The organism is Phytohabitans rumicis, from assembly GCF_011764445.1.
GTDB classification, from domain to species: Bacteria; Actinomycetota; Actinomycetes; order Mycobacteriales; family Micromonosporaceae; genus Phytohabitans; species Phytohabitans rumicis.
On sequence record NZ_BLPG01000001.1, the window covers coordinates 9,265,301 to 9,287,866 of the forward strand.

Consider the following 22,566-nt stretch of genomic DNA (forward strand, 5'->3'; position numbering starts at 1 on the left):
GTGGAGGTCGAGCGGCTCTTCGCGGTGGTCCGGTCGCTGCGCGAGCACGGTGCGGCGGTGCTGTTCATCTCGCACCGCTTCGACGAGGTGTTCGCGCTCTGCCAGCGGATCACGGTGATGCGGGACGGGCGGTGGGTGTCCTCGGACCGGGCGGAGGACCTGGACGTGAGCACCCTGGTGCGGCGGATGGTCGGTCGGGAGGTGTCCCAGCTCTTCCCGAAGGAGGAGACGCGGGCCGGTGAGGTGCTCCTGGACGTGCGCCACCTGACCCGCGACGGCGTCTTCGAGGACGTCAGCTTCGCGGTGCGCGGTGGGGAGATCGTCGCGCTGGCCGGCCTGGTCGGTGCGGGTCGCAGCGAGGTGGTCCGGGCGGTGTTCGGCGTCGACCGGTACGACTCGGGCGAGATCCGGGTCGGCGGCACGCGCCTGCCGCGGGGGCGGCCGGCGGCGGCGATGGCGGCCGGGGTGGCGCTGGTGCCGGAGGACCGCCGCCAGCAGGGCCTGGTGATGGAGCTGTCGATCGAGCGCAACGCCACGCTGACCCGCCGCTGGTCGCTGTCCCGGCTCGGCCTGCTGGGCCGCGGGGCGGAACGGCGCGCCGCGCAGACGTGGACGCGGCGGTTGCAGGTCAAGGCCGGCCGGCTGGCCGACCCGGTGTCCACATTGTCCGGTGGCAACCAGCAGAAGGTGGTGCTGGCCAAGTGGCTGTCCACGATGCCGAAGGTGTTGATCGTGGACGAGCCGACCCGGGGCATCGACGTGGGCACGAAGGCGGAGGTGCACCGGCTGATGTCGCAGCTGGCCGGTGAGGGCGTGGCCGTGCTGATGGTCTCCAGCGAGTTGCCGGAGGTGTTGGGCATGGCGGACCGCGTGCTGGTCATGCACGAGGGCCGGCTGGTCTCGGAGATCGCCCGGGAGGCCGCCGACGAGGAGTCGGTGATGCTGGCCGCGACCGGTCAGGGGGCGAAGTCGTGACCACCGCGACCAAGCCGGCCCCCGGCCCCACTCGAGCGCGCGGCGACGTACGGGGCGCCCACCGGCTGTTCGTGGTGCGGGAGCTGGGCATCGCCCTCGCCCTCATCCTCCTGATCACGGTGACGACGATCTCCAACCCGCGGTTCCTGAACGCGCAGGGCCGCAAGGACCTGATGCTCGGCGCGACCATCCTGGTCGTGCTGGCCGTCGGGCAGGCCATCGTCGTCATCACCCGCAACGTCGACCTGTCCGTCGGCTCGGTGCTGGGGCTGTCCGCGTTCGCGACCGGCAAGCTCTTCCTGGCGATGCCGGACGCGCCCATCGTGCTGGCCCTGCTGGCCGGTGTCGGCCTGGGCCTGCTGTGCGGAATCGTCAACGGCGCGCTGATCGCGGTCGCCCGCGTCCCGGCCCTCGTGGTCACCCTCGGCACGCTGTACGTGTTCCGCGGCATCGACTACTCGTGGGCGGCCGGGCAGCAGATCAACGCGGCCGACATGCCGCGCGGGTTCAAGAACATGGGCACACAGACCCTGCTCGGGGTGCCGGTGCTGGCGTTGTTCGCGGTCGTGGTGCTGCTGGTCGCCGGGTTCTACCTGCGCAACTACCGCTCGGGCCGGGAGCTGTACGCGATCGGGTCGGACCCGGCCGCGGCCCGGCTGTCCGGGATCCCGGTCGGCAAGCGGGTCTTCGCCGCGATGGCGGTCTCCGGCGGGCTGGCCGGTCTGGCCGGCGTGCTGTACGCGGCCCGGTTCGGCACCCTCGACGCCGCCGCCGGCACCGGCATCGAGCTGAACGTGGTCGCCGCCGTCGTCGTGGGCGGGGTGGCCATCTTCGGCGGCTCCGGCTCGGTGTACGGGGCGGCGCTGGGCGCGGTGCTGCTGTCCACGATCGGTGCCGCGCTGCCGGTACTGCGGATCGACCCGTTCTGGCAGCAGGCGGTCGTCGGCGCGCTGATCCTGGCCGCGATCGGCCTGGACCGGGCGCTGACCGCCCGGATCGCCCACCGGCTCCGGGGAAGGAGGGCCCGCGGTGCTTAAACGACTGGGTACCTGGGACGTACTGGTCATCGTGGTGCTGGTGGCGGTGATCATCGGCTCGTCGATCCTGGTCGAGGGATTCGCGAGCTCCCGCTTCTGGGGCTTCCTGCTGCTGGACGTCATCCCGATCGCGCTGATCGCGCTGCCGATGACGCTGATCGTCATCACCGGCGAGATCGACCTGTCGGTCGCCAGCGTGCTCGGCCTGTCCAGCGCGGTGATGGGCCAGCTGTGGCTGCACGGGCTGCCGCTGCCGCTGATCCTGCCCCTCGTGGTCCTGCTGGGCGCCGTGCTCGGCGCGGTGAACGGACTGTTCATCACCGGCTTCGGGCTGCCGTCCCTGGCGGTGACGATCGGCACGCTCGCCCTCTACAGAGGACTCGCCTATGTCGTGCTGGGCGACAAGGCGGTGGCGGACTTCCCGTTCTCCTGGACCGGAAACATGATCGAGGCGCTGCCCGGCACCACCGTGCCGTGGGTGGCGCTGGTGGTCCTCGTCCTGGCCGTGGTGTTCGCCGTCGTGCTGCACGCCACCCCGATCGGCCGGGGCCTGTACGCCATCGGCAACAACGACCAGGCCGCGGCGTTCTCCGGCATCTCCGTGGCCAGGACCAAGTTCTGGCTGTTCGTGCTGACCGGCACGGTCGCCGCGCTGGCCGGGTTCTTCTGGACCATGCGCTACGCGTCCGCCCGCGCCGACAACGGCGCCGGCCTGGAACTGTCCGTCGTCGCCGCGGTGCTGCTCGGCGGCGTGTCCATCTTCGGCGGCCGGGGCACGCTCGTCGGCGTCATGGCCGGTGTCCTGCTGCTGATCACCTTGCGCAACGCCCTGCAACTGGCGGACGTGCCGGCCGACACGCTAACCGTGGTCACCGGCACCCTGCTGATCATCTCGGTCGTCGGCCCCAACGCGGCCAGCATGCTGCGCGCCCGGATCCGCCGGCGACGACCCGCCACCGCCTGACCCACTCCGTGCCCGTCTCGTCGACCAACCCATCCCGTCGACCACCCGTTATGTGAAGAAAGGACCGAAGCTATGAGAGCGATAAAGGCCGGCGCGTCCGTCCTCGCCCTGTCCATGCTGCTGGCGACCGGGGCGTGCGCGGACGACGAAAGCGACACCCCGTCCGGCGGGAACGCCACCGCCGGTGCGGGTGGGTCGATCAAGGAGGGGTTGAGCGTCGCGTTCCTGCCCAAGCAGGTCAACAACCCGTACTTCACCACCTCCGACAACGGCGGCAAGGCCGCGGTCGAGGAGTTCAAGGGGAGTACAAGGAGGTCGGCCCATCCGAGGCATCGGCGTCCTCGCAGGTGTCGTACATCAACACGCTGACCCAGCAGGGCTCCGACGTGATCGTGATCTCCGCGAACGACCCGAACGCGATCTGCGGCGCGATCGGCCAGGCCCGGCAGGGTGGGGCGAAGGTGGTCACGTTCGACTCGGACACCAACAAGGACTGCCGGGACCTGTTCGTCAACCAGGTCACCGCGCAGGGCATCGCGGAGAACCAGGTCAAGCTGATCTCGGACCAGATCGGCGGCGCCGGGAAGATCGCCATCCTGTCGGCAACGGCGAACGCGACCAACCAGAACGCCTGGATCGACCTGATGAAGACCGAACTGAAAAAGCCCGAATACAGCAAGATCGAGCTGGTCACGGTCGCCTACGGCAACGACGACGACCAGAAGTCGTTCCAGGAGACCCAGGGGCTGCTCGCGTCGTACCCGGATCTGAAGGGCATCATCTCGCCCACGACGGTGGGTGTCGCGGCGGCGGCGCGGTATCTGTCCGGGTCGCAGTACAAGGGCAAGGTCGCGCTGACCGGGCTGGGCACGCCGAACCAGATGCGTGAGTTCGTGAAGGACGGCACGGTCAAGAACTTCGCCCTGTGGAACCCGGCCGACCTGGGCTACCTGGCCGCGTACGCCGGCGCGGCGCTGGCCTCCGGGATGATCACCGGCAAGGAGGGCGAGAAGTTCACCGCCGGCAAGCTCGGCGAGTACACCATCGGCGCGGACAGCGTGGTCGTGCTCGGCCCGCCGACCGTCTTCGACTCCGCCAACATCGACCAGTTCAACTTCTGACCGACAAACCCGGCGCCGGCTCTCCGCCGGCGCCGGGGCAGTGGGGCCTGACCCCGGCTCACATCGGCGGTGGCTCGATGTCGCACTCGGCCCGCTTGCCCCGGGCCGCGTCGAGGTGCTCCGGGTGGTCCGCGCCGAGCACCCGCGCCAGGTCCGCGAGAGCCTGGTTGTGCAACGCGTGCCCGCCGGCCAGGTCGCCGGTTGCCCGCAGGTCGAACGCGGCGTTGGCCGCGCACGCCAAGGTGTACGGATGCCCGTCGCCCCGCACCCGGCGGGAGATCGCCAGCGTGCGTGCGGACAGCTCCCTGGCCCCGGCCAGGTCGTGGTGCAGGGCGAGGTCGTTGGCGACGCCGTTGGCCACGCACAGGGTGTATTCGTGGTCGGGTCCCAGCGTCTCCAGCATGGCCTTGTGCGTCTTCTCGTCCAGCTCCCGGGCCGCGCGCGCATCACCCTGGGCGCGCAGGATGATGGCCAGGTTGGTGGCGGCGGCCAGGGTCAGCGGATGCCGCTCCCCGAACATCCGCTGGTAGCGGCTCACCGCTTCGGTGGCCGGGCCCAGCGCCATGCCCAGCTGATCGGTGGCGCGCAGCGCGTTGACGTAACTCGTGGTCGCCGCGAGGACGTGTTCGTGGTCCGGCCGGAACAGTGCGTGCACCGCGCGGTAGTGCTCCTGGACCAGGCTGAGCGCCTCACCGTACCGCCCCAGCTTACGGGTCGCGATCGCGATCGTGCGGGCCGCCAGCAGCACCTCGATGTGGCCGTCGCCGAGCTGGTCGCGGTACGCCGGCCAGGTGGCCCGCTGCAGCTCCAGCGCCTCGGCGTAGCGCCCCAACGCGTAGAGGTCGCGGGCGACGTTCGCCTGGCTGGACAGCGTCCAGAGATGAGTCGTGCCAAGGATTTCCGCCCACCCGCTCGCGGTGGCCCGGTCGATCCGGTACGCCTCGGCGAAGTCGCCGAGCAGGCGCAGGCTGGTCGCCACGCCGTCGCGGGCCCGCTGGGTTTCGGCGTCTTCGTCCCCGAGGACGCGACTGTGCCGGGCCAGGTTGTCGACCTCCAGGTCGTACGCCGCCCGCAGCTCGCCGGCGATCCGCAGGTCGGCGCCGAGTCGGCGCATCGCCTGGAACGTGAACTCGTGATCCTCGCCCCTGGTCGCGCGGAGCCGCTCGAACGCGTCGGTGGTCAAGGCCCGTGCCGCCTGGTATTCGCCGAGCGACCGGAGAGCGTCCGCCAGGTGGAGGGCCGCGAGCAAGGTCAATTCCGCATCGGAGCCAAAGTGCGTGCGCCATTCCGCGACAGCCGTCTCACCGACTCGGCGGGCGCCCTCGTAGTCGCCGGTGACCCACAGGTACCGGATCTGGTCGAGCACCACCCGGCGGGCGTCCTCGTCGTCCGCGTCGATCAACTCGGCCGCCAGCACGTGCGGCCCGATCTCGGCGTACGTCCGCCAGGCGGCGGGGTCGTCCGGGCTGGCCGGGTTCGCCGACGCCAGCAGGCGGTGCACGTTGGATCTGGCCTCCTGGTACCGCTCCGGCGAGAGGCGATCGCGCATGACCAACCGGACCAGCCGGTGCACCTGCATCCGCTGGTCGGGGTCCACCTTCGCCAGCCCGTAGCGGCGCAGCTCGCGGATCGCGCGACTCAGGGGGACCGCACTGCCCAGTAGCTGGTGGAGCGGCTCGGACATCGCCGCGTCGCGGCCCCTACGCAGCACCGCGACGGAGATCGGCTCCGGGGCGAGGAACGCGAACAGCTCCATCACCTGGGCGGCCGCCGGCGAGATCGCACGCAGCTTCTCCAGTGCCAGGCCGACGAACGCAGCCACGGTGACCGGGTACGACGTCGGCCTGCCCTCGGACAACAGGCCCCCGATGTGCTCGTCCAGCAGTTGGAGGTATTCCGCGATCGGCATGCCGGTGGCGGCCTGCCAGGTCGCGGCCTGGTCCAACGCCAGCGGGAGATCACCGAGCCGCTCGGCCAGCCGGTCGGCGTCGTCCACGGAGATCACATCGGCGCGCCTGCGCAGCAGCTCGACGCTCTCGTCCCGGCGGAAGACGTCGACCTCGATCGAGTCCCAGACCTGCGCCCACTCCTGGTTCCGGGAGGTCAGGACGACGTGCCCGCCCGCCGCCGGCACAAGGGGCTCGATGATGTCCGGGTCGTCCGCGTTGTCGAGGACCAGCAGCCAGCGTGCCGGGCTGACAGCCAACGCGTCCAGCACGACCCGGGCCGTCTCGAAGCGGTCCTCGCTGACGGGCAGACCCAGTCGCGGTGCCAACTCCGCCAGCGTGGCAACGACCGACGACCGTTGCTCCGCCGGCACCCAGCAGACGATGTCGTAGTCGGCGGCGAACCGGTAGACGTACTCCAGCACCAGTTGCGTCTTCCCGACGCCGCCCATGCCCTGCAAGGTCTGCGGCCGCACCACCGCCCGGGACGAGCTCTGCAACGCCTCCCGCAAGCGCTCCAGCAGATCCTCGCGTCCGGTGAAGTCCGGGTTGCGGATCGGCACGCCGGCCCAGATGCGGACGGACTCCGCCTCCGTGGGTACGGTCACGACGGGCCGTTCTTGCACCCTCCGCTCCACCCGTACCGTGTCGAGCGCGACGTGCACGGCGGGCAGCGAGTGGGCGAGGGCCGGGTGCTGCGCGGCCATCTCCCGCAGCAGCTCGCGGGCCGACTCGTCGTTGACCTCGGTCAGCGCGACCGCGACCGGGATGCGGACGTCGACACCCAGGCCGGCGTCGGCCAGCACCCGCTGGAGCGCCTCCCCGTGCTCCGGGCCCACCCGCACCAGGGCGCGCGCGGCCTCCAGCCGTAGGTCCATCCGCAGCGAGGTGTCGGTGACGCAGGAGTGCAGCTCGTCCTCGCCGGCCCGGGAGCCGTCGCCGGCCAGCGCGAGCGCGCTGGTGAGCCGGAACGCGGAGCCGCGCGGCTGATTCTCCAGCGACAGCCGGTACGCGTGCCGCGCCAGCGGGCCCGGCGGCGTGCGCTCCGGCAACCCGGGCTCCGGCTCGACATCCGTCGCCGGAGCGTCGGCGTCGTGCTCGCCGCCGCGCCGGCGCAGCTGCTGAAACGCCCAGGCGCGGGCGCGCAGCTCCAATGCCGGCGTCTGCGCCATGCGACGCAGGTACCGGCTCTGCCCGTCGACCTGGTCGAGGGCGTCGGCGACGAGCACCCTGGCCCACGGCAGGGCGGTGTCGTCCTCGACGATGCCGACGAGTCTGTTCGCCAAACCCTTGTCGGACAGGAGATCGACAAGGACGCGCAGCGCCTCGGGGGCGGTCGGATCCTCGGCGGTCAGCTGCCCGATGAGGGCGTCGATCACCCGGCGCCGCAGCGGCACCGACACGTCGATGCCGTCGGCCAGCACGTCACCGGCGGCCACCACGTCCGCGCCCAGGCTGTCCAGCAGGGTCTGGACGAGGGGGTCGGCGGGCGCCAGGCTGCGCGCCAGGACGAAGAGCGCGAGGTTGCGCGACTCCGGGCTGCGCACGTCGGCGAACCAGGTGGCGGACTCGAACTGCTTCGCCCGGGGACCCGCGCCGAGGTACTCGGCCAGGCTGTGGTGGGTGAAGGCGAGGTCGCCGCGGTGCGGTGCGAGAACGCCCGTGCTGGTCAGCACGGCCCGTAGGTGCCGTTTCCAACCGGGCACGCCGTCGAACGCCTGCGCCGGCGCGTGGCTCGCCACCCACGTCTCCGCGCGGGCGGTGATCGGCGACACCGCGCCGGTCAGGTAGGCGTCGGCGAGGTGTTCGAGCAGCACCATCCGGTTGTCCCGCAGCCACTGCCAGGCCTGGGCGCCCGCGGCGCCGGACCGCTTGAACTCCCGCGCCAGCCGGTCCAGTTGCTCCCTCGTCTGCCGGCGGCCGTCCACGAGATGCTCGACGAACCGCTCGTACAGCCCGGCCCGGCTGGTCGGCAGCGGTTGGTCCTGATCGCTCTCGAATACCAGGGCCGCGATGGTCGCCAGCAACGGAACCCGTACGACGTTGCGCAGCCGGGCGGACAGCAGCCGGCTGCCGAACAGGTCCGCCGCCGTCCGGGCCTCCTGCTCCGGGGCGCGCGCCAGGAACCAGTTCGTGGCGAACGTCCGGATGTCGGTCTCGCTGAACGGACGCAGCACGAACTCGCCGACGCGCCGGGAGCGTACGTCGGCGAGCTCGCCGTAGGGCAGCGGCCGGGTCGTGACGAAGAAGCGGAACGGCGCGCCATCGTCCGACAGCCATGCCGTCAGGCTGCCCAGCACCTGGGACCGCTCGTGCGGCCGGAGCACCTCGTCGAGGCCGTCCACGAGCACGAGCCACGGCACCCCCGGCAGCGGATGATCGTCAAACCGGACGCCGTCCGCGCCGGCCGCCAGGCGACGGGTGGCGTCCAGCAGGGCGTCCGGCAGGCTCCGGCCGACCAGGTACCGCGCCGGAAGCGCGATCGGCACGGCGGCGCCGAACGGCGCGTCATCCGGACGGCTGTTGCGCCGTGCCGCCAACCACCACGCGCACTGCTCGTACACCAGCTGGGCGGCGAGCGTCGACTTGCCCATGCCGGGACCCGACACCACCAGCACGTTCGGGAACGCGTCGGCGTGCTGGCCGAACACCTCACGCACCGTCAACAGGCCCGGCACGCCCGCCTGGCCGGTCACGAGCCCGCGCGCCGAACGCTCCACGCGCTGCTCCACATAGATCTTCGGCAGGGCCGGCGCGTGTCCGTCGAAGAACTGGTAGCGGTGGTGGCTCGCGTCTTCCCACTGCGAGCGCAGCAACGCCTTGAGGTCCGGTCCCAGCGGCAGCGGCCCACGCTCCAGCGTCAGCAGGCGAACAGGCCCAGGACCCCACCGATCCACAGCCACCGCCGCGCGACCGGAACCGCTGGGCGGCCGGCCTCGTCGCCGCGCGGCGGAAGGCTCAACCGGACCGCCACGGCCAGGCTGGTCACACCGGCCAGGGCGCCCACGACGGAGCCCACCTTGTCGGCGACGTCGAGCCACAGTGGAACGGCCACGCGCTCAGGCTAGGGGATCCTGACGAGGCTACCGGGCTCGTACGAGGGGCAGGTACACCTCGTCGACGATCTCGATGAGGACCTCGTCGGGCGCCGCGGGCACGCCTCGGGTGACGAACTCGTTGCGGAGCAGGACGATGGCGACGGTCGCGACGCGCGGGTGCAGTGATTCCGGGGAGGCTTCCCCGCGTGCGACGGCGCGTCCCAGGATGACCAGCCAGGTGGCCGCCGCGGCGTCGGTGGACTGCTCACCCAGCTGCGCCAGGAGGGCCTGCGCGCCGCCGGCCGCGGCGATGAGATCGCGCAGGATCATGCCGAGCGGGGAGCTCCAGTGCCGGTTCGCGCGGCGCAGCATCTCCAGGACGTCGGCGCGCAGATCGCTGGTGTCCGGGGGTTGGATGGTCGTGGTCAGCTGCCGGTAGGCGGCGACGCCGAGGGCGAGACGGTCCGGCCAGCGGCGGTAGATCGCGTTCTTCGTTGTTGCCGATCTGGTAGATCAGGTACCACCGCTGCTGCGCCCGTCATCATCATGGCGCTGGCCGGGCTCGGGCCGCCGGGTGAGTCCCTGGCGACGCTCGTCCTGAACTACTACTACGGTGGGGTGCCTGCCGGACCATCAATCGGAGATCATTTCTTCTGGCGCCATACGACGGTTCTGTACGACGCCGGCGTAACGTCGTTTGCTTGGGGCCACTGCTCGGCCTGGGGCGTGGAGTACAGCAACGGGACGCGTAGCTACTGAAGACGATCGCCGGTGTGCTTGGGAAAATTTGCCGCGGACCGTTCGAGCACCTCCGGCCAAGGGTGGGACCGCCACGACATGGACATACTTGCGAACGCGGGGCGGGCGCTCGGCTGCACGCTGGCGGCCGTGGAGACGCTGCGCAGCAGTTCACGGAGCCAGGTGGTCCGGGCGACGGTGGACGGCGGGCCGGGCACGGTCATCGTCAAGGCGCACGCGCCGGGGTTCGCCGACCACTGGTCGCGGGAGTCGGCGGCCCTGGCGGTGCTGCGCGGGCGCGGGCTGCCCGTACCGGACCTCATCGCTGCCGTCGATGACCCGCCGCTGGTGGTGCTGGCGGACGTCGGCGACGGGCCGAGCCTCGCCGACGCGCTCCTGGGCGACGATGCCGGTGTGGCGACGCAGCGGCTGTACTGGTGGGCCGATGCGCTCGCCACGGTCCACGCGGCCACCACCGGCGACGGACCGCGATTCGCCGCCGCCCTGGGCGGCGTCTCCTCGCTGGATTCCATGCCGGATCTCCTGGCGCTCGCAGCCGATCTGCTGGCCGCGCGGCTGCCGACCCTTGGCGTGGTACCCGGAGCGAAGGCATTGGCGGAGTTGAGCGGTGCCGCCGCCGCGCTCGGCCCGGGCGGGTGGGCGCTGACCCCCGCGGACGCGTGCCCCGACAACAACGTGGTCACACCGGCGGGGTTGGTGCTGGTGGACTTCGAGCAGGCCGCGATGCGCCACGTGGCCTGGGATGCCGCCTATCTGCTCGTACCGTGGCCATCGTGTTGGTGCTCGTGGGGCCTGCCGGCCGAGGTCGCTGACGCCGCGCTGGCGCGGTGGCGGACCGCGGTGGGTCCGAGCATTCCGGTCGTTAGTGACGCGGCATTCGACCGGGACCTCGATGTGGCGGTGGCCGCTTGCGCGTTGCTGTCCACGGGGTGGTTTCTCGCCGGGGCGCTCGATGAGGAGCGCGAGGCTCCGGGTGGCGGGACTTCGGGCCCCACCCGACGTGCCGTCATCCAGCACCGGATGCGGCTCACGGCGCAGCGCCACGCCGTGGTGCCGGCGCTCGCCGACCTGGCCGACGAGATCCTCGCCGCGACCGTGCAGCGCTGGGGTGACCTGCGATTGCAAACCGCCCCAGCCTTCCGCTGAGGTCCCGGGGCTCCGCCCGGTACGGCTGCGCCGACGCGGCCGTACTGGTGAACAGCGCGATGACGTCGCTCGCCGGAAAGAACTGCCAGGTCACCGCGTAAGACCCGCGCTCGACGGCCCGTCCCAGGATGAGACCAGCCAGGTGGCGCACCTGTGGGCGAGGAGACTGAAGGTCGGCAGGTTTGTGGGACGGCGATGATTTTGGGCGGGGTGGAGGGTCTTACCCCGTGCGGACGCGACAACTATCTGGAGGGCAACCATGAGGAAGATCATTGCTGGGCTGTTCATCTCGCTCGACGGGGTTGTCGAGGCCCCCGACCAGTGGCACTTCCCGTACTTCAACGACGAGATGGGTGCGGCCGTCGACGCCACGTTCAGCCAGGCGGACACCATGATCTTCGGGCGGAAGACGTACGACAGCTTCGCCGGGGCGTGGCCGGAGCGGGAGGCGGCAGGTGAGGAGGACGCCGCCTTCGCCAAGGCGCTCGGCGACGTCCGGAAGATCGTGGCGTCGAACCAGAAGCTCGAGTTCACCTGGCGCAACTCCGAGCAGCTCCACGGCGACCTGGTCGAGACGGTCCGGGCGCTGAAGGAGGGGGAAGGCGGCACCATCGGCATGAGCGGCTCGGTCTCGGTGGTGCGCCAGCTGCTGGCCGCCGGCCTGCTGGACGAGCTGCACCTGCTGGTCCACCCGATTGCCGTCCGCAACGGCATGCGCCTGTTCGACGTCGGCGAGCCCATCCCGCTGAAGCTGGTGTCGGCGCAGACGTTCCAGACCGGCGTGCTGAGCCTGGTCTACGCCCCGGCGGACGCCCCCGCCGAAGCGTCCTATGAGGACGCCAAGGAGCACCTGCCGCAGTCGTAGCGATAACTGTCTATGTGTGACAGGGTGGTCGCGTGTTGCGCGCCGCCCTCGTCACCGTCCTGCTCGCCGTCCCCGGGGCCCAGGCCGCCGCGGCCCCGCCCGGGGCCGGCGCCGGCAGGCCGCCCGGGACCGTCGTCGTCGCCGAGCCGCTGCCGGCCGCCCTGCGCCTGGCCGGCACCGGCGCCGCGTGGCGGATCCGGTACGCGTCGACCACGTGGAACGGCCGCCCGACCGTGGTCAGCGGGACGGTGTCGGTGCCGCCGGGGCGCCCACCGGGAGGCGGGTGGCGGCTGGTCGGGTTCGGCCCCGGGTTCAGCGGCACGCCGGACGCCTGTGCCGCGTCCCGGGCCGGCACGCCGCCGTTCGCGCGGCCGTTCGGGAGGCCCTGCTCGCCGCCGGGTACGCCGTGGCGGTCACCGACTACGAGGGCATCGGCACGCCCGGCGAGGCGTCCGGTGTGGACGGTCGCGCCGAGGCGTACGCCCTCATCGACGCCGTCCGGGCGGCGCGCCGGATCGCGCCGGTCTCCCGCTCCTGGGCGGCGGTCGGCTACTCCCTCGGCGGCCACGCCGCGCTCTGGGCCGGGTCACTCGCGGCGTCGTACGCGCCGTCGCTGCGCCACGTCGGCACCGTCGCGGTCGCGCCGACCACGCAGTGGGCGCTGCAGTTCGCGGCGGCGCGCGACCCGCAGGCGCCGCTGAGCCCGTTCGTGCCGTACCTGGGCCGGACCCTGCCGGTGACGAATCCGGGCGAGTTCCGGCCGGATGAGTGGTTCACGCCGTTCGGCCTGGAACTGGTGAGCCGGGCCGGCCGCGCATGCATCGAGGAGATCGCCGGGGCGGTCGCCGGCCTCACCAACGCCGACGTCTTCCGCGACCCGGCGGCCGCGATGACCGCCTTCACCGCGCTCTTCGCCGACGACGAGGTGCCCACGGCGCGCTACCCGCGGCCGGTCCGGCTCGCGCACGGCACGAGCGACGCACTGCCCGCCGTGCTCACCGAGATCACGGCCGCTCAGCTCGCCGCTTCCGGCACCGACATCGAGTACGCGCCGGCGCCTGGAGCCGATCACTTCACGGTGCTCTCCGTGGCGGCGCCGCAGGTCCTGACCTGGCTCGACCACCTCTTCGGCGAGGGTTGACCATACGCGCTTAGCTCTGTCCCTTTGCCGACACGCCGCGACCCGCGCGAGATGCTCCCTGATCAACAAATTGGCCGCCGGATGGGACAGTGATCTTCGCGCGCGCGTATGACGATGGATGGGTGATGCCGGATGTGTTGACGGAGCTCAAGGCCACGGCCGACGCGAGCGTCAGCACACCCACGTGGTCGTTGCGCGACGAGGATCTGGTCGAGTGTTTGGACCTGGTGCACGCGGTGGTGCAGGCCGTCGCAGCGGTGCAGTCCCGGCTGATTCGGGAGATCGACAGCCGGGGCCTGGCCATCACGCAGCACGCCACCAGCACCAAAGCGTGGCTGCGCGAGCACCTACGGATCAGTCCGCACGCGGCCAAGCGGATGCTGGAGCTGGCCCAGGCGTTGGACGCGCGGCCGGTGCTGGCCAAGGCCGTCGCCGACGGCCTGGTCAATACCGAGCAGGCTCAGGTGATCGCGGCCGCGTTGCGGCGTCTTCCGGCTGAGGTGGTGGGTAAGGCGGAGAAGGCGATGATCGGTCGGGCCGCCGAGTTCGAGCCGAACACGCTTCGCCGTTACGGCGAAGGCATCCTCGCCTACGTGGCCCCCGAGCTCGCCGAGGCCGCCGACGCGGAGGCGTTGGAGCGGATGGAAGCGCGTGCGCGGCAGACGCGGGCGTTCCATCTGACCCGGCACGGGGACGGCCGGGTGCGGCTGACGGGCTGGCTGGACGAGGACGGCGCCGCTACCGTCAACGCCGCGTTGGATCCGTTGTGCGCGCCGCGGCATGACGTGGACGTGCGCACCCCGGCCCAACGCCGCGCCGACGCCCTCGTCGAGATCTGCGACCTCGCCATGCGCACCGAAGACCTACCCGAAAACGGCGGGGAACGGCCGCACGTGGTGGTCACCGTGTCGTTCGACGTGCTGCGCCTGGCCCTTGGCGTAGGCACCCTGGACACCGGTGAGCGGCTCAGTCCGGAGCAGGTGCGCCGGCTGGCCTGCGACGCCAAAATCATCCCCGCCATCCTGGGTGGCGATGGGCAGATCCTCGACCTGGGCCGCACCCGACGGTTGATCAGCGGACCGTTGCGGCGGGCGCTGGAGTTTACGGGACAAGGGCTGCGCCTTCCCCGGCTGTGACCGGCCACCGCGCTGGTGTCACGGGCACCACGTCCGGTCGTGGGCCGACGGCGGACCCACCACGTTGGGCAACAGCGTCATGTTGTGCGGCTACCACCATCGGTTGATCCATCGTGGGCATTGGACGGTCCGGATCGCCGCGGACGGAATGCCCGAGTTCATCCCACCCGCCTATGTGGACCTGGAGCGCCGACCACGCCGCAACACCCACCACCAACGCGAATAGGGGACACGTGGTGGGGCTCAAAGTCTCACAGGTCGCGGACGCCGACGGTCTGGCCACCGCTCTGCTCGCCGGTCGGCCGGAAGCCCAGCTTCAGATAGAACTCCTCCGGCCCTCCGGCGCGGGGCTCCCAGGTGACGTACGCTCGGGTGCCGCCGCGCGCACCGATCTCCGTGCACACGGCTTGCACAGCGAACCGGCCGTAGCCCTTGCCTTGGGCGTCGGCCGCGATGTTCAGCCGCCAGAGGCCGGAACGCCGATCGTCGGGGTCGCGCTCGGGAGCCCAGGGGATGTCGAGGAAGGCCATCAGGAAGCCGACCAGCCGGTCGCCGTCGTAGATCAGCCTGGGCCAGGCGTGGTCGGCGAAGACGTACGCCTCGGCCAGTGACTTCACGACCGGCGAGACCAGGTCCTCCTGGTCCGGGCGCACGGAAAGCGCCAGCGCCGCCTCGTAGTTCTTCGGTGTGATCAATTCAAGTCGCATGCGGCGGAACCATAGTGGACGGCTACGGGGTGGATCGACCAGATTACGATGGCCGTCGTGACGCCGGAATCCACGTGGGTCGACGTGATCATCGATCTGATTCCGTTGTTGGCGGCGGTGATCGTGCTTGTCGGCGTGGCGCTGACCGTTCGGCAGAAGGCGCGCAATGATCGCAAAGAGCAATGGTGGAAACGGGTGCAGTGGGCCGCCGACGCGGTAGCGTCGGATGACGAGCGCCGGCGATGCGTCGGGATGTCAGCGTTGATCGCTCTGATCAGTGCGTCACACGCGATCGAGCACGACGATGCCGGGTTGCTTCAGGCGATCATCAGCCAGGTCAGTCTCGTGTCCTTCGCCGACCAGTCCGGAGGAGGCGCGTCGAAGTGACCACCCGGCGACCACCCACGCGACTGGAGGTGCTGGCCGCGCGTGCGCAGCTCGCTCTCGACCGAAAGACCGCCACGCCTTCGCCCCGCTGGCTGATCGAGCTCGCGGCGACCGACGCCCGCGACATCGACGAGCGGGATTCGACCGAGTCGCCGGGGCCGCGAGCGGCCGGCACGCTCCTGCCGTCCTCGACGCGCAAACCGCGGGCACTCGCGCGGCTGCGGGCCCGTCCGATGCAGGGCAAGGACGTCCTCGATCTGCAGCGGCAGCTGGTGGAGCTCGGCTACGGCGACGACTCGCTGATCGACGGCGTCTTTCAGGAGAGCACCGAGCTCGCCGTCCGGCGCCTGCAGAACGACTACGACATCTTGAACGACGGGGTCTGCGGCAAGGTCACTCAGCGGGTGCTGAAGTTTCTCGAGGAGCATGGCATCGACCGTGACCACAGGCCCACTATTCAGCAGCAACACATGATCAGCTTTATCGTCCGTACGCAGCAGGGCGGCTTCGTCATCCTCGATCTCGTGTCGCGTACGGCGATGACGACCGGCCGGCACGCGGTTCTCGCGGACTCGCTGATCGATCGGGTCGGGCATCTTCTGGAGGCGCATATCGCCGAGTTCCGCGGTGTTCAGTCGTGGATGCTCAACAGCGCCGACTTTCCGATGCAGGACGAGGACGAGATCGCGGCGTTCGCCAACGACATCAAGGCCGAGCTGATGATCACTTTGAGTGTGGCGGACTCGACCGTGGCGGGCCCCGGCTGCGCCACGTACTACTTCGGCAGCGCGGACGACGTGTACTCCCACGTCGGCAGGCCGCTCGCGGAGTTCATCCAGGCGGAGGTCGTCCGGATCGCCGACGTGCCCGACCGGGGCGTCCACCCGGAATACTCTCGGCTGTTCGAGCAGACGAAGGCGCCGACCGTGCGCGTGGAGTTCGCCAACGTGACCGACGACGAGCGCCTGGACCGGATCAGCGTCGGCATCGCCTCCGGCATCCGGAAGTTCTACCTGCTCGGGCAGAACGACGATGACACCGCGTTCGACCTGGGCTCCGCCGTCCGATCGCGGTGATCAGGGAGCAGGCACTCCCTGATCACCGGGACGGGGGTGGGGCGGGGGTTAGGTGAGCGTGCAGGTAACGGTGGGAAGTGCGTTGGTGGTGGTCCAGCTCGCTAGGAAGCCGAAGGTGGCGGAGGCGTTGGGGGACAGGTTGCCGTTCCAGCTCAGGTTCCGGGCGGTGACCGCCGCTCCGCTCTGCGTCACGGTGGCGTTCCATGCCTGAGTGACCTGCTGCCCGTTGGCGAACGAGAACGTCGCCGTCCAGGCCGAGGAGGCGGCGGCCGAGCCGTTGGTCACCGTGACCTCGCCCTGGAATCCGCCGGTCCACTGGGAGACCACCTTGTACGCCGCGGTGCACCGGCCGCCGCCGGAGGTCGGCGAGACCGTCGGCGACACCGTGGGTGACACGGTCGGGGACGCGGTGGGCGAGACCGTCGGTGAGACGGTCGGCTGCGGGATGATGCCGTTGAGGACCTGGGTGAGCACCGGGTACCAGCGGTCGGACATCTTCTGGAAGCCGGCGTTGTTCGGGTGCACGCCGTCGCCGGTGTCGGTGGCGGTGTTGAAGCCGGTCCACTGGTCCACGACGACGATCGGGGACTGGGTCGTGGTGAGGCCGGCGGCCCAGGCCGGGATCCGGTTGTTGAACGCCACCACGTCGGCCGGGCAGGTGGCGCAGGCGTTCGCGCCCATCGGGATGATCTGCGCGACGATGATCTTCATGTTGGGGTTGTTGGCGCGCATCTGACCGACCAGCTTGGTCAGCGCGGTGATCTTGTTGTCGGTGGGGATGTAGCCGCCCCACATGTCGTTCGTGCCCAGGTGCATCAGCACGATGTCCGGGTTGGTCGCCGACAGCCACGGCGGGAGCTGGTTCTGGTCCGCGATGCCGGTGGCCGAGAAGCCGCCGTGTCCTTCGTGGTCGGGGTCGACCGGCACGGCGCATCCGCCGCCGGACTGCGTACCCACGAAGTCGATGTTGGTGTAGCCGGTGCGCTGCAGGCGGTCCCACAGGTAGGCGCGCCAGCAGCCGGGCCCGGCGGTGATGGAGTCGCCGAGCGGCATGATCTTCACCGCGGCGGCGGCCGACAGCGCCGGGTTGGGCACGGTGACCGTGAGTGCCACAGTGACCATGAGGGCCGCGGTGAGCAGGGCGAGCGCCGCGGCGGCTATCCGCTTCATGGGGTCACCGCCAGCAGGTGTGCCTTGTAGCCCTCGCCGTAGGTGCTGGTGGGGGTGCCGTTGTAGTCGGTGATGAGCACGTTGCCGCTGCCGCAGCCCCACGGGTTCCAGGTCCAGGCGGTGTACCCGATGCGCTTGCTGTCGAGCCAGGCCATGACCTGGTCGATGTAGTTGTGCGCGCAGGTGTCCTGGCCGATCTCACCGGCGTGCACCGGCACCTGCGCGGCGACGGCGCCGATCTGGCTGTCCCAGCAGGACGTCGTGACGCAGGCGTTGAAGTTGTACGAGTGCCAGGAGGCCACGATGCTGTTCAGCGGGTCGTTCGGCTTGTAGGTCAGCCACTGGGTCAGGTCGTTGGTCCAGGTCAGGCCGGCGACCAGGAGCACGTTGCTCGCGCCGGTGGCGCGGACCGCGTCGACCAGGTCCTGCATGCCGGCCACCTCGTACGAGATGCCGGTGCAGGTGCCGCCGTCGCGCAGGCAGCGCCACGCGGCGGGCATGTCCGACCAGTTGTTGGACGCGTCCGGGTACGGCTCGTTGAACAGGTCGAAGACCACCGCGTTGTTGCCCTTGAACGCGTTGGCCACGCCGGTCCAGAACTGCGGCGTGTACTGCATGCTCGGCATCGGCTTCTGGCAGGTCGCGTTGACGTCCGCGCAGGCCGAGATGTTGCCGGTGTACTGCCCGTGGGTCCAGTGCAGGTCCAGGATCGGGTTGATGCCGTTGGCCACCAGCAGGTTCACGTAGTCCTTGACCGCCTGCTGGTACGTGGCGCCGCTGGGCGAGCCGGACAGGCCCAGCCAGCAGTCCTCGTTGAGCGGGATCCGGACCGCGCGGATGTTCCAGGTCTTCATCGCGTTGACCGACGCCTGGTCCACCGGGCCGCTGTCCCACATGCCCTTGCCCTGCACGCAGGCGAACTCGCCGCTGGCCCGGTTGACGCCCAGCAGCCGGTACGTCGCTCCGCTCGCGGTCTGCAGCTGGTTGCCGGACACCCGCAGCGCCGGCGCCGCGCCGGTGTTCGGCGGGGTGGTGGGTGGTGTGGTCGGCGGGACCGTGGGCGCCGTCGGGGACGCGGTCGTCGGGCCGGGCGTCGGCGAGCTGACCGAGCCGGTACAGGCCGTGCCGTTGAGCGAGAACGCGGTGGGCACCGGGTTGGCGCTGCTGTACGCGCCGACGAATCCGATCGCGGTGGACCCGCCGGTGCCGAGCGACCCGTTCCAGCTCATGCTGGCCGCGGTGACCCGCGCCGCGGACTGCGTCCAGGTGGCGCTCCAGCCCTGGGTGACGCGCTGGCCGGTGTTCGGGAAGTCGAACGTCAGCGTCCAGCTCGTGACCGGCGAGCCCAGGTTGGTGATCGAGACGTTGCTCTGGAATCCGCCCGGCCACTGGCTCTGCACGGTGTACGCCACGGTGCATCCAGTCGCCGCCAACGCGGGCGGCGTGATCGCCACCAAGCCCGCTGCCGCCAGCGTCGCGGCGGCGCCGCACGCTAGCAGGGCATAACGACGTTTCATCATCAGATCTCCTCTGTCATTGAGGTGACCATCGATGGGAGCGCGTCCAGGAGCTTTGTTTATTAACCTCTTTAAGTCAAGTCCGCGGGCGGTGCGGTGGTCTCCCGCGCCACCACCGTCTCCGTTGGACACCATCGCTCGGCGACCGGCTCGCCGTCGATCAGCCGGAGCACGGACTCGGCCACCAGGTCGCCGAACATGTGCACGTCCAGGCTCATCGTGGTCAGCGGCGGCGACGCCAGCCGGCACAGGCTGGAGTCGTCCCACGCGATCAGGCTCAGGTCGGCGGGGACCCGCAGGCCCAGCTCCTTGGCGGTGTGCAGGCCGGCGACCGCCATCAGGTCGTTGTCGTACACGATCGCCGTGGGCGGCTCGGGCCGGCCGAGCAGCGCGGCGGTGAGCTTCGCGCCGGACTCCTCCGCGTAGTCGCCCTCGACCACCACGGCGTCGACGCCGGCCACGCCGGCCGCCGCCACCAGTGCGGCGGTACGCGTCCGCGTGTGCACCAGCGTGCCGGGACCGCTGACCCGCGCGATGCGGCGGTGCCCGAGCCCGGTCAGGTGGGCCACCGCCGCCCGGACCGAGCCGACGTCGTCCCGGCGTACGGCGGGGGCGCCGCCGGCCGGCTCGCCCGCCACGACGACCGGCAGGCGCAGCTCGCGCAGGACCGCCGGGCGGGCGTCGTCGACGGCCGGGTTCACCAGCACGACGGCGTCGACGAGCCGCCGCTCGGCCCAGCGGCGGTACGCGGCGATCTCGGCGGCGTGGTTGGCGACGACGTGCAGCAGCACCGACTGGTCGCGCTCGGCCAGGCGCTCCTCGATGCCCGCGATGAACTCCATGAAGAACGGCTCGGCGCCCAGCAGCCGCGGCGGCCGGGCCAGCACCAGGCCCACCGCGCTTGTCGCACTCATCCGGCCGACTCGGAGAAGGAGTCCAGGCGCTCCGGCAGGCGCAGCCCGTGGCTCAGCGGGACCAACTCGGACTCCAGGGCCAGCGCGGCGGCACCGATCGCGGACGCGGTGGCGGCCGACCGGGACAGCCGCACGTCCACGGCGTACCCGTGCAGCTCGCGCCGGACGATGGGCAGATACACCGAGCCCGCCACAGCGAAGCCCGGCCCGGTGAGCACGAGGACGTCGAGGTCCATGATGGCCGCCAGGCCGCGGGTGGCCGTCGCGACGTACCGGGCGGACCGCTCCAGCAGGGCGAGGGCCCGTTGCTCACCGCGCCGGGCGGCCCGGCTGATCGCGGCGAAGTCGGTCGCCACCGAGGCGCGTTTCGCGCTCTCCGCCAGCCCCGTCGCGGCGGCGAGCGTCCGGTCCGCGCGGGCCTGCGCGACCACGGCCGCCGGCCCGGCAACCGCCTCGACGCAGCCCTGGGCGCCGCACCAGCACGGCGGGCCGTCCGCCTGCACGCTCACGTGCCCGATGTCGCCGGCGTTGCCGCTCGGCCCGCGGTACGTGATGCCGTTGATGACCAGCCCGGCGCCGATCCCGGTGCCCAGGTAGAGGGCCGCCGCTGCGGTCGCGGTGCCGAACCCGCCGGTCCACTGCTCGCCCAGCGCGGCGGCCGTCGCGTCGTTGTCCAGGACGACCGGCAGCCCGGTGGCGTGCTCCAGCGCCGGGCCCAGCGGGCCGCCGAGCGGCCGGGGAAAGACGAGGCCGACCCCCAGCACCCGGCCGCGCTCCACGCCGACGCTGTCGATCAGGGTCGCGATCTCGGCCGCGATCCGCGCGACGACCACCGCCGGCTCCGCGGCGCCCGCGCCCGGCCGGGCGATCCGGGCCACCGCGACCCCGCCCAGGTTGGTCAGCGCGTACGTCATGACGCCGTGGTCCAGGTGGACGCCCACCGCGTACCGGGCGGCATGGTTGAGCTGGAGCAGGACCCGGCGCTTGCCGCCGGTGGACTCGGCGTGACCGGTCTCCACGACCAGGCCCTCGTTGATGAGCTTGCGGACCAGGTTGGAGATGGTCGGCGCGGTGAAGCCGGTGGCGTTGATCAGGCCGACGCGGCTGATCGTGCCGGCTGCCCGGATGGCGTCGAGGACCGCCGCCTTGCTGCTCGCGTGCGGCTTGCTCGATGTCGTCGCGCTCACGACTCCTCAGCACTGGTTGGCCTCTGCGCTTGGCTCGCTGGCCGGCCCGCACAGCATACAAGGGGGCCGATGCCCTTGCGTACCGGTAGTACGGTCGCGGGATGAACTGCCCGGTGTGTCACGGCACGGGCATCTCGCCGGCGAGCAGCCATCCGTACGCCATGCGCGAGGGCCTGGTGCTGAACTGCGGCGCCTGTCACGGCACAGGCGTGTACATACGTTCGTCCGATGAGGACGACGACGATGACCTCGGCCGCGACGCCGACCTCAGCAGCGGTGCGGTCGAGGCGGCCGACGCGTTCCGGCGGCACGCGCCCGACTTCGGCGGGATCTTCGACCGGCTACCCACGTTCCACAAGCCGCCGGAGCTGCTCACCGACGTCGAGCTGATGCTGGAGCTGTCCCGGATCGACCGGCGCGCCTCCGAGGCGCTGCTCGGCATGGTCGGTGGTGCCAGCGCCGACACCGTCGAGAGCCTCGACGGCATCATCGAGGACCTGAAGCGGCTGGGCCGGGACGACCAGCGGGACGTGAAGAAGCGGCTGGCCGACACGACCAAGATGCTCGCCCGTGCCCTGGCCGACAACGGCGAACTGATCCGCGCCGAGCACGCCTACACCAAGGCCGGCTGGTTCTACGAGGACCTCGACCTGGCCTCCGAGATCGCCGACTGCGCCGACCGCCGCAGCGAGGTGCGCTTCGCCCAGGACCGCGACGTCGACGCCCGGCTCGCGTACCTGGGCCGCAAGCTGGACCGGGTCACCGACCCGCTCGACGTCGCCGAGACACACGTCGACATCGCCGAACTACATGGCGCCGGAGGCGACGAGTACGAGGCGACCGCCCACTTCCGGGCGGCCGAGCGGGTCGTCGCCCCGCTGGCCGACCAGGCCACCGGCGCCGCCATGGCCGACGCGCTGATGTCGTCCATGATGGCGCTGATGTCGGGGGAAACCACGCCGTCGGGGCAGACGCCGGTCGTCGAGGCCAACCGGATCCGCGCGCTGCTGCGCCAGGTCTACGGCGGGCTGGCCCGGGTGCTGCCCGAGCCGGAGGCCAGCCGGTACCGGCGAAAGGGCGACGACCTGGACGGCTCGATCGCGCAGGGCAGCCAGGACAACATCGACTTCTCCCGGCGCATGTCGGAGTCGCTCGGCGACATCTTCGACCAGCTCAACCGCCGCCAGCACGGGGATCAGTGAGCCTGAGCAGCACCGGCATGGTCATGCGGGCGCTGGACCGGCTCGCGGCCGACCACGCCCTGCGCGGCCCCGGCGACCCGTGCGACGACCTGCTCGCCCGGGCCCGCCGGCTGCGCGCCGAGGCCCGGCACCTGCGCCTGCCGGCCCTCGCCGCCGAAGCCGCGCTGCGCGAGGGCGAGATCCTCCTGCGCGTCGGGCCCGCCGGCATGGCCGTCCCGATGCTGGAGACCGCCGCCCGGGAGCTGGACGGGACGCTCGCCACCGGGCTGCTCGCCGCG

General features: G+C 71.4%; 23 protein-coding genes. 14 read left to right on the plus strand and 9 right to left on the minus strand.

Annotated elements, in window-relative coordinates; translation table 11 throughout:
• Positions 1-186: 186 nt before the first annotated feature.
• From Prum_RS52890 to rhaS, 5 genes are all read left to right on the plus strand, one after another.
• Positions 187-975, plus strand: coding sequence for an ATP-binding cassette domain-containing protein (locus Prum_RS52890; protein WP_246278706.1), 789 nt, complete (start codon positions 187-189; stop codon positions 973-975).
• Entirely contained in the window at positions 972-2,012 is a 1,041-nt protein-coding gene (locus Prum_RS42030) for an ABC transporter permease (protein ID WP_173082787.1), read from the plus strand. Before Prum_RS52890 ends, Prum_RS42030 begins: the two co-directional genes overlap by 4 nt.
• Complete coding sequence (locus Prum_RS42035) at positions 2,005-2,976, plus strand: ABC transporter permease (RefSeq protein WP_173082788.1); 972 nt, start codon at positions 2,005-2,007, stop codon at positions 2,974-2,976. Before Prum_RS42030 ends, Prum_RS42035 begins: the two co-directional genes overlap by 8 nt.
• Positions 2,977-3,048: 72 nt before the next feature.
• Positions 3,049-3,345: a type 1 periplasmic-binding domain-containing protein gene (locus Prum_RS50250; RefSeq protein WP_218577621.1), complete on the plus strand. Its 297-nt coding sequence runs from the start codon at positions 3,049-3,051 to the stop codon at positions 3,343-3,345.
• Positions 3,324-4,097 (plus strand): rhamnose ABC transporter substrate-binding protein, encoded by a 774-nt coding sequence (gene rhaS / locus Prum_RS42040; RefSeq protein ID WP_218577622.1) that lies wholly within the window; start codon positions 3,324-3,326, stop codon positions 4,095-4,097. The genes Prum_RS50250 and rhaS overlap by 22 nt, the downstream gene beginning before the upstream one ends.
• Before the next feature lie 58 nt (positions 4,098-4,155).
• Here the strand turns inward: rhaS and fxsT are convergent, their stop codons facing one another.
• From fxsT to Prum_RS42055, 3 genes are read right to left on the minus strand one after another with little or no spacing between them, the layout of a single operon-like run.
• Positions 4,156-8,946: an FxSxx-COOH system tetratricopeptide repeat protein gene (gene fxsT, locus Prum_RS42045; RefSeq protein ID WP_173082790.1), complete on the minus strand. Its 4,791-nt coding sequence runs from the start codon at positions 8,944-8,946 to the stop codon at positions 4,156-4,158.
• Positions 8,904-9,098 (minus strand): hypothetical protein, encoded by a 195-nt coding sequence (locus tag Prum_RS42050; protein WP_173082792.1) that lies wholly within the window; start codon positions 9,096-9,098, stop codon positions 8,904-8,906. The genes fxsT and Prum_RS42050 overlap by 43 nt, the downstream gene beginning before the upstream one ends.
• Before the next feature lie 28 nt (positions 9,099-9,126).
• Complete coding sequence (locus Prum_RS42055; RefSeq protein WP_246278461.1) at positions 9,127-9,453, minus strand: TetR/AcrR family transcriptional regulator C-terminal ligand-binding domain-containing protein; 327 nt, start codon at positions 9,451-9,453, stop codon at positions 9,127-9,129.
• Here Prum_RS42055 and Prum_RS52895 point away from each other — a divergent pair.
• The 3 genes from Prum_RS52895 to Prum_RS42065 all read left to right on the plus strand — a co-directional run bounded on the left by Prum_RS52895 (position 9,430) and on the right by Prum_RS42065 (position 11,851).
• Positions 9,430-9,840, plus strand: a complete 411-nt coding sequence (locus Prum_RS52895; protein ID WP_246278462.1) for a hypothetical protein — start codon at positions 9,430-9,432, stop codon at positions 9,838-9,840. The two genes, Prum_RS42055 and Prum_RS52895, sit on opposite strands and share 24 nt — an antisense overlap.
• 78 nt (positions 9,841-9,918) lie before the next feature.
• Positions 9,919-10,986, plus strand: a complete 1,068-nt coding sequence (locus Prum_RS42060; protein ID WP_173082794.1) for a protein kinase family protein — start codon at positions 9,919-9,921, stop codon at positions 10,984-10,986.
• A gap of 259 nt (positions 10,987-11,245) precedes the next feature.
• The gene (locus tag Prum_RS42065) at positions 11,246-11,851 is read left to right on the plus strand and encodes a dihydrofolate reductase family protein (protein WP_173082796.1); all 606 of its coding nucleotides are present in this window, start codon (positions 11,246-11,248) and stop codon (positions 11,849-11,851) included.
• 10 nt (positions 11,852-11,861) lie between these two features.
• Here the strand turns inward: Prum_RS42065 and Prum_RS42070 are convergent, their stop codons facing one another.
• Positions 11,862-12,206, minus strand: a complete 345-nt coding sequence (locus tag Prum_RS42070) for a hypothetical protein (protein ID WP_173082798.1) — start codon at positions 12,204-12,206, stop codon at positions 11,862-11,864.
• On the opposite strand from Prum_RS42070, the gene Prum_RS42075 reads away from it, so the two are divergent.
• The 3 genes from Prum_RS42075 to Prum_RS54720 all read left to right on the plus strand — a co-directional run bounded on the left by Prum_RS42075 (position 12,135) and on the right by Prum_RS54720 (position 14,354).
• Complete coding sequence (locus tag Prum_RS42075) at positions 12,135-12,992, plus strand: lipase family protein (protein WP_281369148.1); 858 nt, start codon at positions 12,135-12,137, stop codon at positions 12,990-12,992. The two genes, Prum_RS42070 and Prum_RS42075, sit on opposite strands and share 72 nt — an antisense overlap.
• Before the next feature lie 125 nt (positions 12,993-13,117).
• Positions 13,118-14,128 carry a DUF222 domain-containing protein gene (locus tag Prum_RS42080; protein WP_308785415.1) on the plus strand — a complete coding sequence of 337 codons (1,011 nt, stop codon included), beginning with the start codon at positions 13,118-13,120 and terminating at the stop codon, positions 14,126-14,128.
• A 103-nt stretch (positions 14,129-14,231) separates the two neighbouring features.
• The gene (locus tag Prum_RS54720; protein ID WP_308785416.1) at positions 14,232-14,354 is read left to right on the plus strand and encodes a hypothetical protein; all 123 of its coding nucleotides are present in this window, start codon (positions 14,232-14,234) and stop codon (positions 14,352-14,354) included.
• Between the two features lie 25 nt (positions 14,355-14,379).
• Here the strand turns inward: Prum_RS54720 and Prum_RS42085 are convergent, their stop codons facing one another.
• Positions 14,380-14,835, minus strand: a complete 456-nt coding sequence (locus Prum_RS42085) for a GNAT family N-acetyltransferase (RefSeq protein ID WP_173082802.1) — start codon at positions 14,833-14,835, stop codon at positions 14,380-14,382.
• 57 nt (positions 14,836-14,892) lie between these two features.
• Here Prum_RS42085 and Prum_RS42090 point away from each other — a divergent pair, with 57 nt between their 5' ends.
• Together Prum_RS42090 and Prum_RS42095 are read left to right on the plus strand one after the other, a co-directional pair.
• Positions 14,893-15,222 carry a hypothetical protein gene (locus Prum_RS42090; protein ID WP_173082804.1) on the plus strand — a complete coding sequence of 110 codons (330 nt, stop codon included), beginning with the start codon at positions 14,893-14,895 and terminating at the stop codon, positions 15,220-15,222.
• Entirely contained in the window at positions 15,219-16,298 is a 1,080-nt protein-coding gene (locus Prum_RS42095) for an N-acetylmuramoyl-L-alanine amidase (RefSeq protein WP_173082806.1), read from the plus strand. The genes Prum_RS42090 and Prum_RS42095 overlap by 4 nt, the downstream gene beginning before the upstream one ends.
• 48 nt (positions 16,299-16,346) lie before the next feature.
• On the opposite strand, the gene Prum_RS42100 is transcribed toward Prum_RS42095, so the two are convergent.
• From Prum_RS42100 to Prum_RS42115, 4 genes are all read right to left on the minus strand, one after another.
• Complete coding sequence (locus Prum_RS42100; RefSeq protein WP_173082808.1) at positions 16,347-17,468, minus strand: cellulose binding domain-containing protein; 1,122 nt, start codon at positions 17,466-17,468, stop codon at positions 16,347-16,349.
• Positions 17,465-18,988, minus strand: coding sequence for a cellulase family glycosylhydrolase (locus Prum_RS42105; RefSeq protein WP_246278463.1), 1,524 nt, complete (start codon positions 18,986-18,988; stop codon positions 17,465-17,467). The genes Prum_RS42100 and Prum_RS42105 overlap by 4 nt, the downstream gene beginning before the upstream one ends.
• Before the next feature lie 68 nt (positions 18,989-19,056).
• The gene (locus Prum_RS42110; protein ID WP_173082812.1) at positions 19,057-19,899 is read right to left on the minus strand and encodes a LacI family DNA-binding transcriptional regulator; all 843 of its coding nucleotides are present in this window, start codon (positions 19,897-19,899) and stop codon (positions 19,057-19,059) included.
• Complete coding sequence (locus tag Prum_RS42115; RefSeq protein ID WP_173082814.1) at positions 19,896-21,086, minus strand: ROK family transcriptional regulator; 1,191 nt, start codon at positions 21,084-21,086, stop codon at positions 19,896-19,898. The genes Prum_RS42110 and Prum_RS42115 overlap by 4 nt, the downstream gene beginning before the upstream one ends.
• Positions 21,087-21,187: 101 nt before the next feature.
• Between Prum_RS42115 and Prum_RS42120 the strand changes: the two genes are divergently transcribed.
• Complete coding sequence (locus Prum_RS42120; RefSeq protein WP_173082816.1) at positions 21,188-22,288, plus strand: DnaJ-like cysteine-rich domain-containing protein; 1,101 nt, start codon at positions 21,188-21,190, stop codon at positions 22,286-22,288.
• The last annotated feature ends 278 nt before the right edge of the window (positions 22,289-22,566 follow it).

Excerpts from the sequence above, each read along its gene's own strand:
- Prum_RS50250 (WP_218577621.1), top strand. The coding sequence starts at position 3,049 with ATGAGAGCGATAAAGGCCGGCGCGTCCGTCCTCGCCCTGTCCATGCTG.
- Prum_RS52890 (WP_246278706.1), top strand. The coding sequence starts at position 187 with ATGGTCGGTCGGGAGGTGTCCCAGCTCTTCCCGAAGGAGGAGACGCGG.
- Prum_RS42080 (WP_308785415.1), top strand. The coding sequence starts at position 13,118 with ATGCCGGATGTGTTGACGGAGCTCAAGGCCACGGCCGACGCGAGCGTC.
- Prum_RS42085 (WP_173082802.1), bottom strand. The coding sequence starts at position 14,835 with ATGCGACTTGAATTGATCACACCGAAGAACTACGAGGCGGCGCTGGCG.
- Prum_RS42110 (WP_173082812.1), bottom strand. The coding sequence starts at position 19,899 with ATGAGTGCGACAAGCGCGGTGGGCCTGGTGCTGGCCCGGCCGCCGCGG.
- Prum_RS42065 (WP_173082796.1), top strand. The coding sequence starts at position 11,246 with ATGAGGAAGATCATTGCTGGGCTGTTCATCTCGCTCGACGGGGTTGTC.
- Prum_RS42120 (WP_173082816.1), top strand. The coding sequence starts at position 21,188 with ATGAACTGCCCGGTGTGTCACGGCACGGGCATCTCGCCGGCGAGCAGC.
- Prum_RS42055 (WP_246278461.1), bottom strand. The coding sequence starts at position 9,453 with ATGCTGCGCCGCGCGAACCGGCACTGGAGCTCCCCGCTCGGCATGATC.
- Prum_RS42105 (WP_246278463.1), bottom strand. The coding sequence starts at position 18,988 with ATGATGAAACGTCGTTATGCCCTGCTAGCGTGCGGCGCCGCCGCGACG.
- Prum_RS42100 (WP_173082808.1), bottom strand. The coding sequence starts at position 17,468 with ATGAAGCGGATAGCCGCCGCGGCGCTCGCCCTGCTCACCGCGGCCCTC.
- Prum_RS42060 (WP_173082794.1), top strand. The coding sequence starts at position 9,919 with ATGGACATACTTGCGAACGCGGGGCGGGCGCTCGGCTGCACGCTGGCG.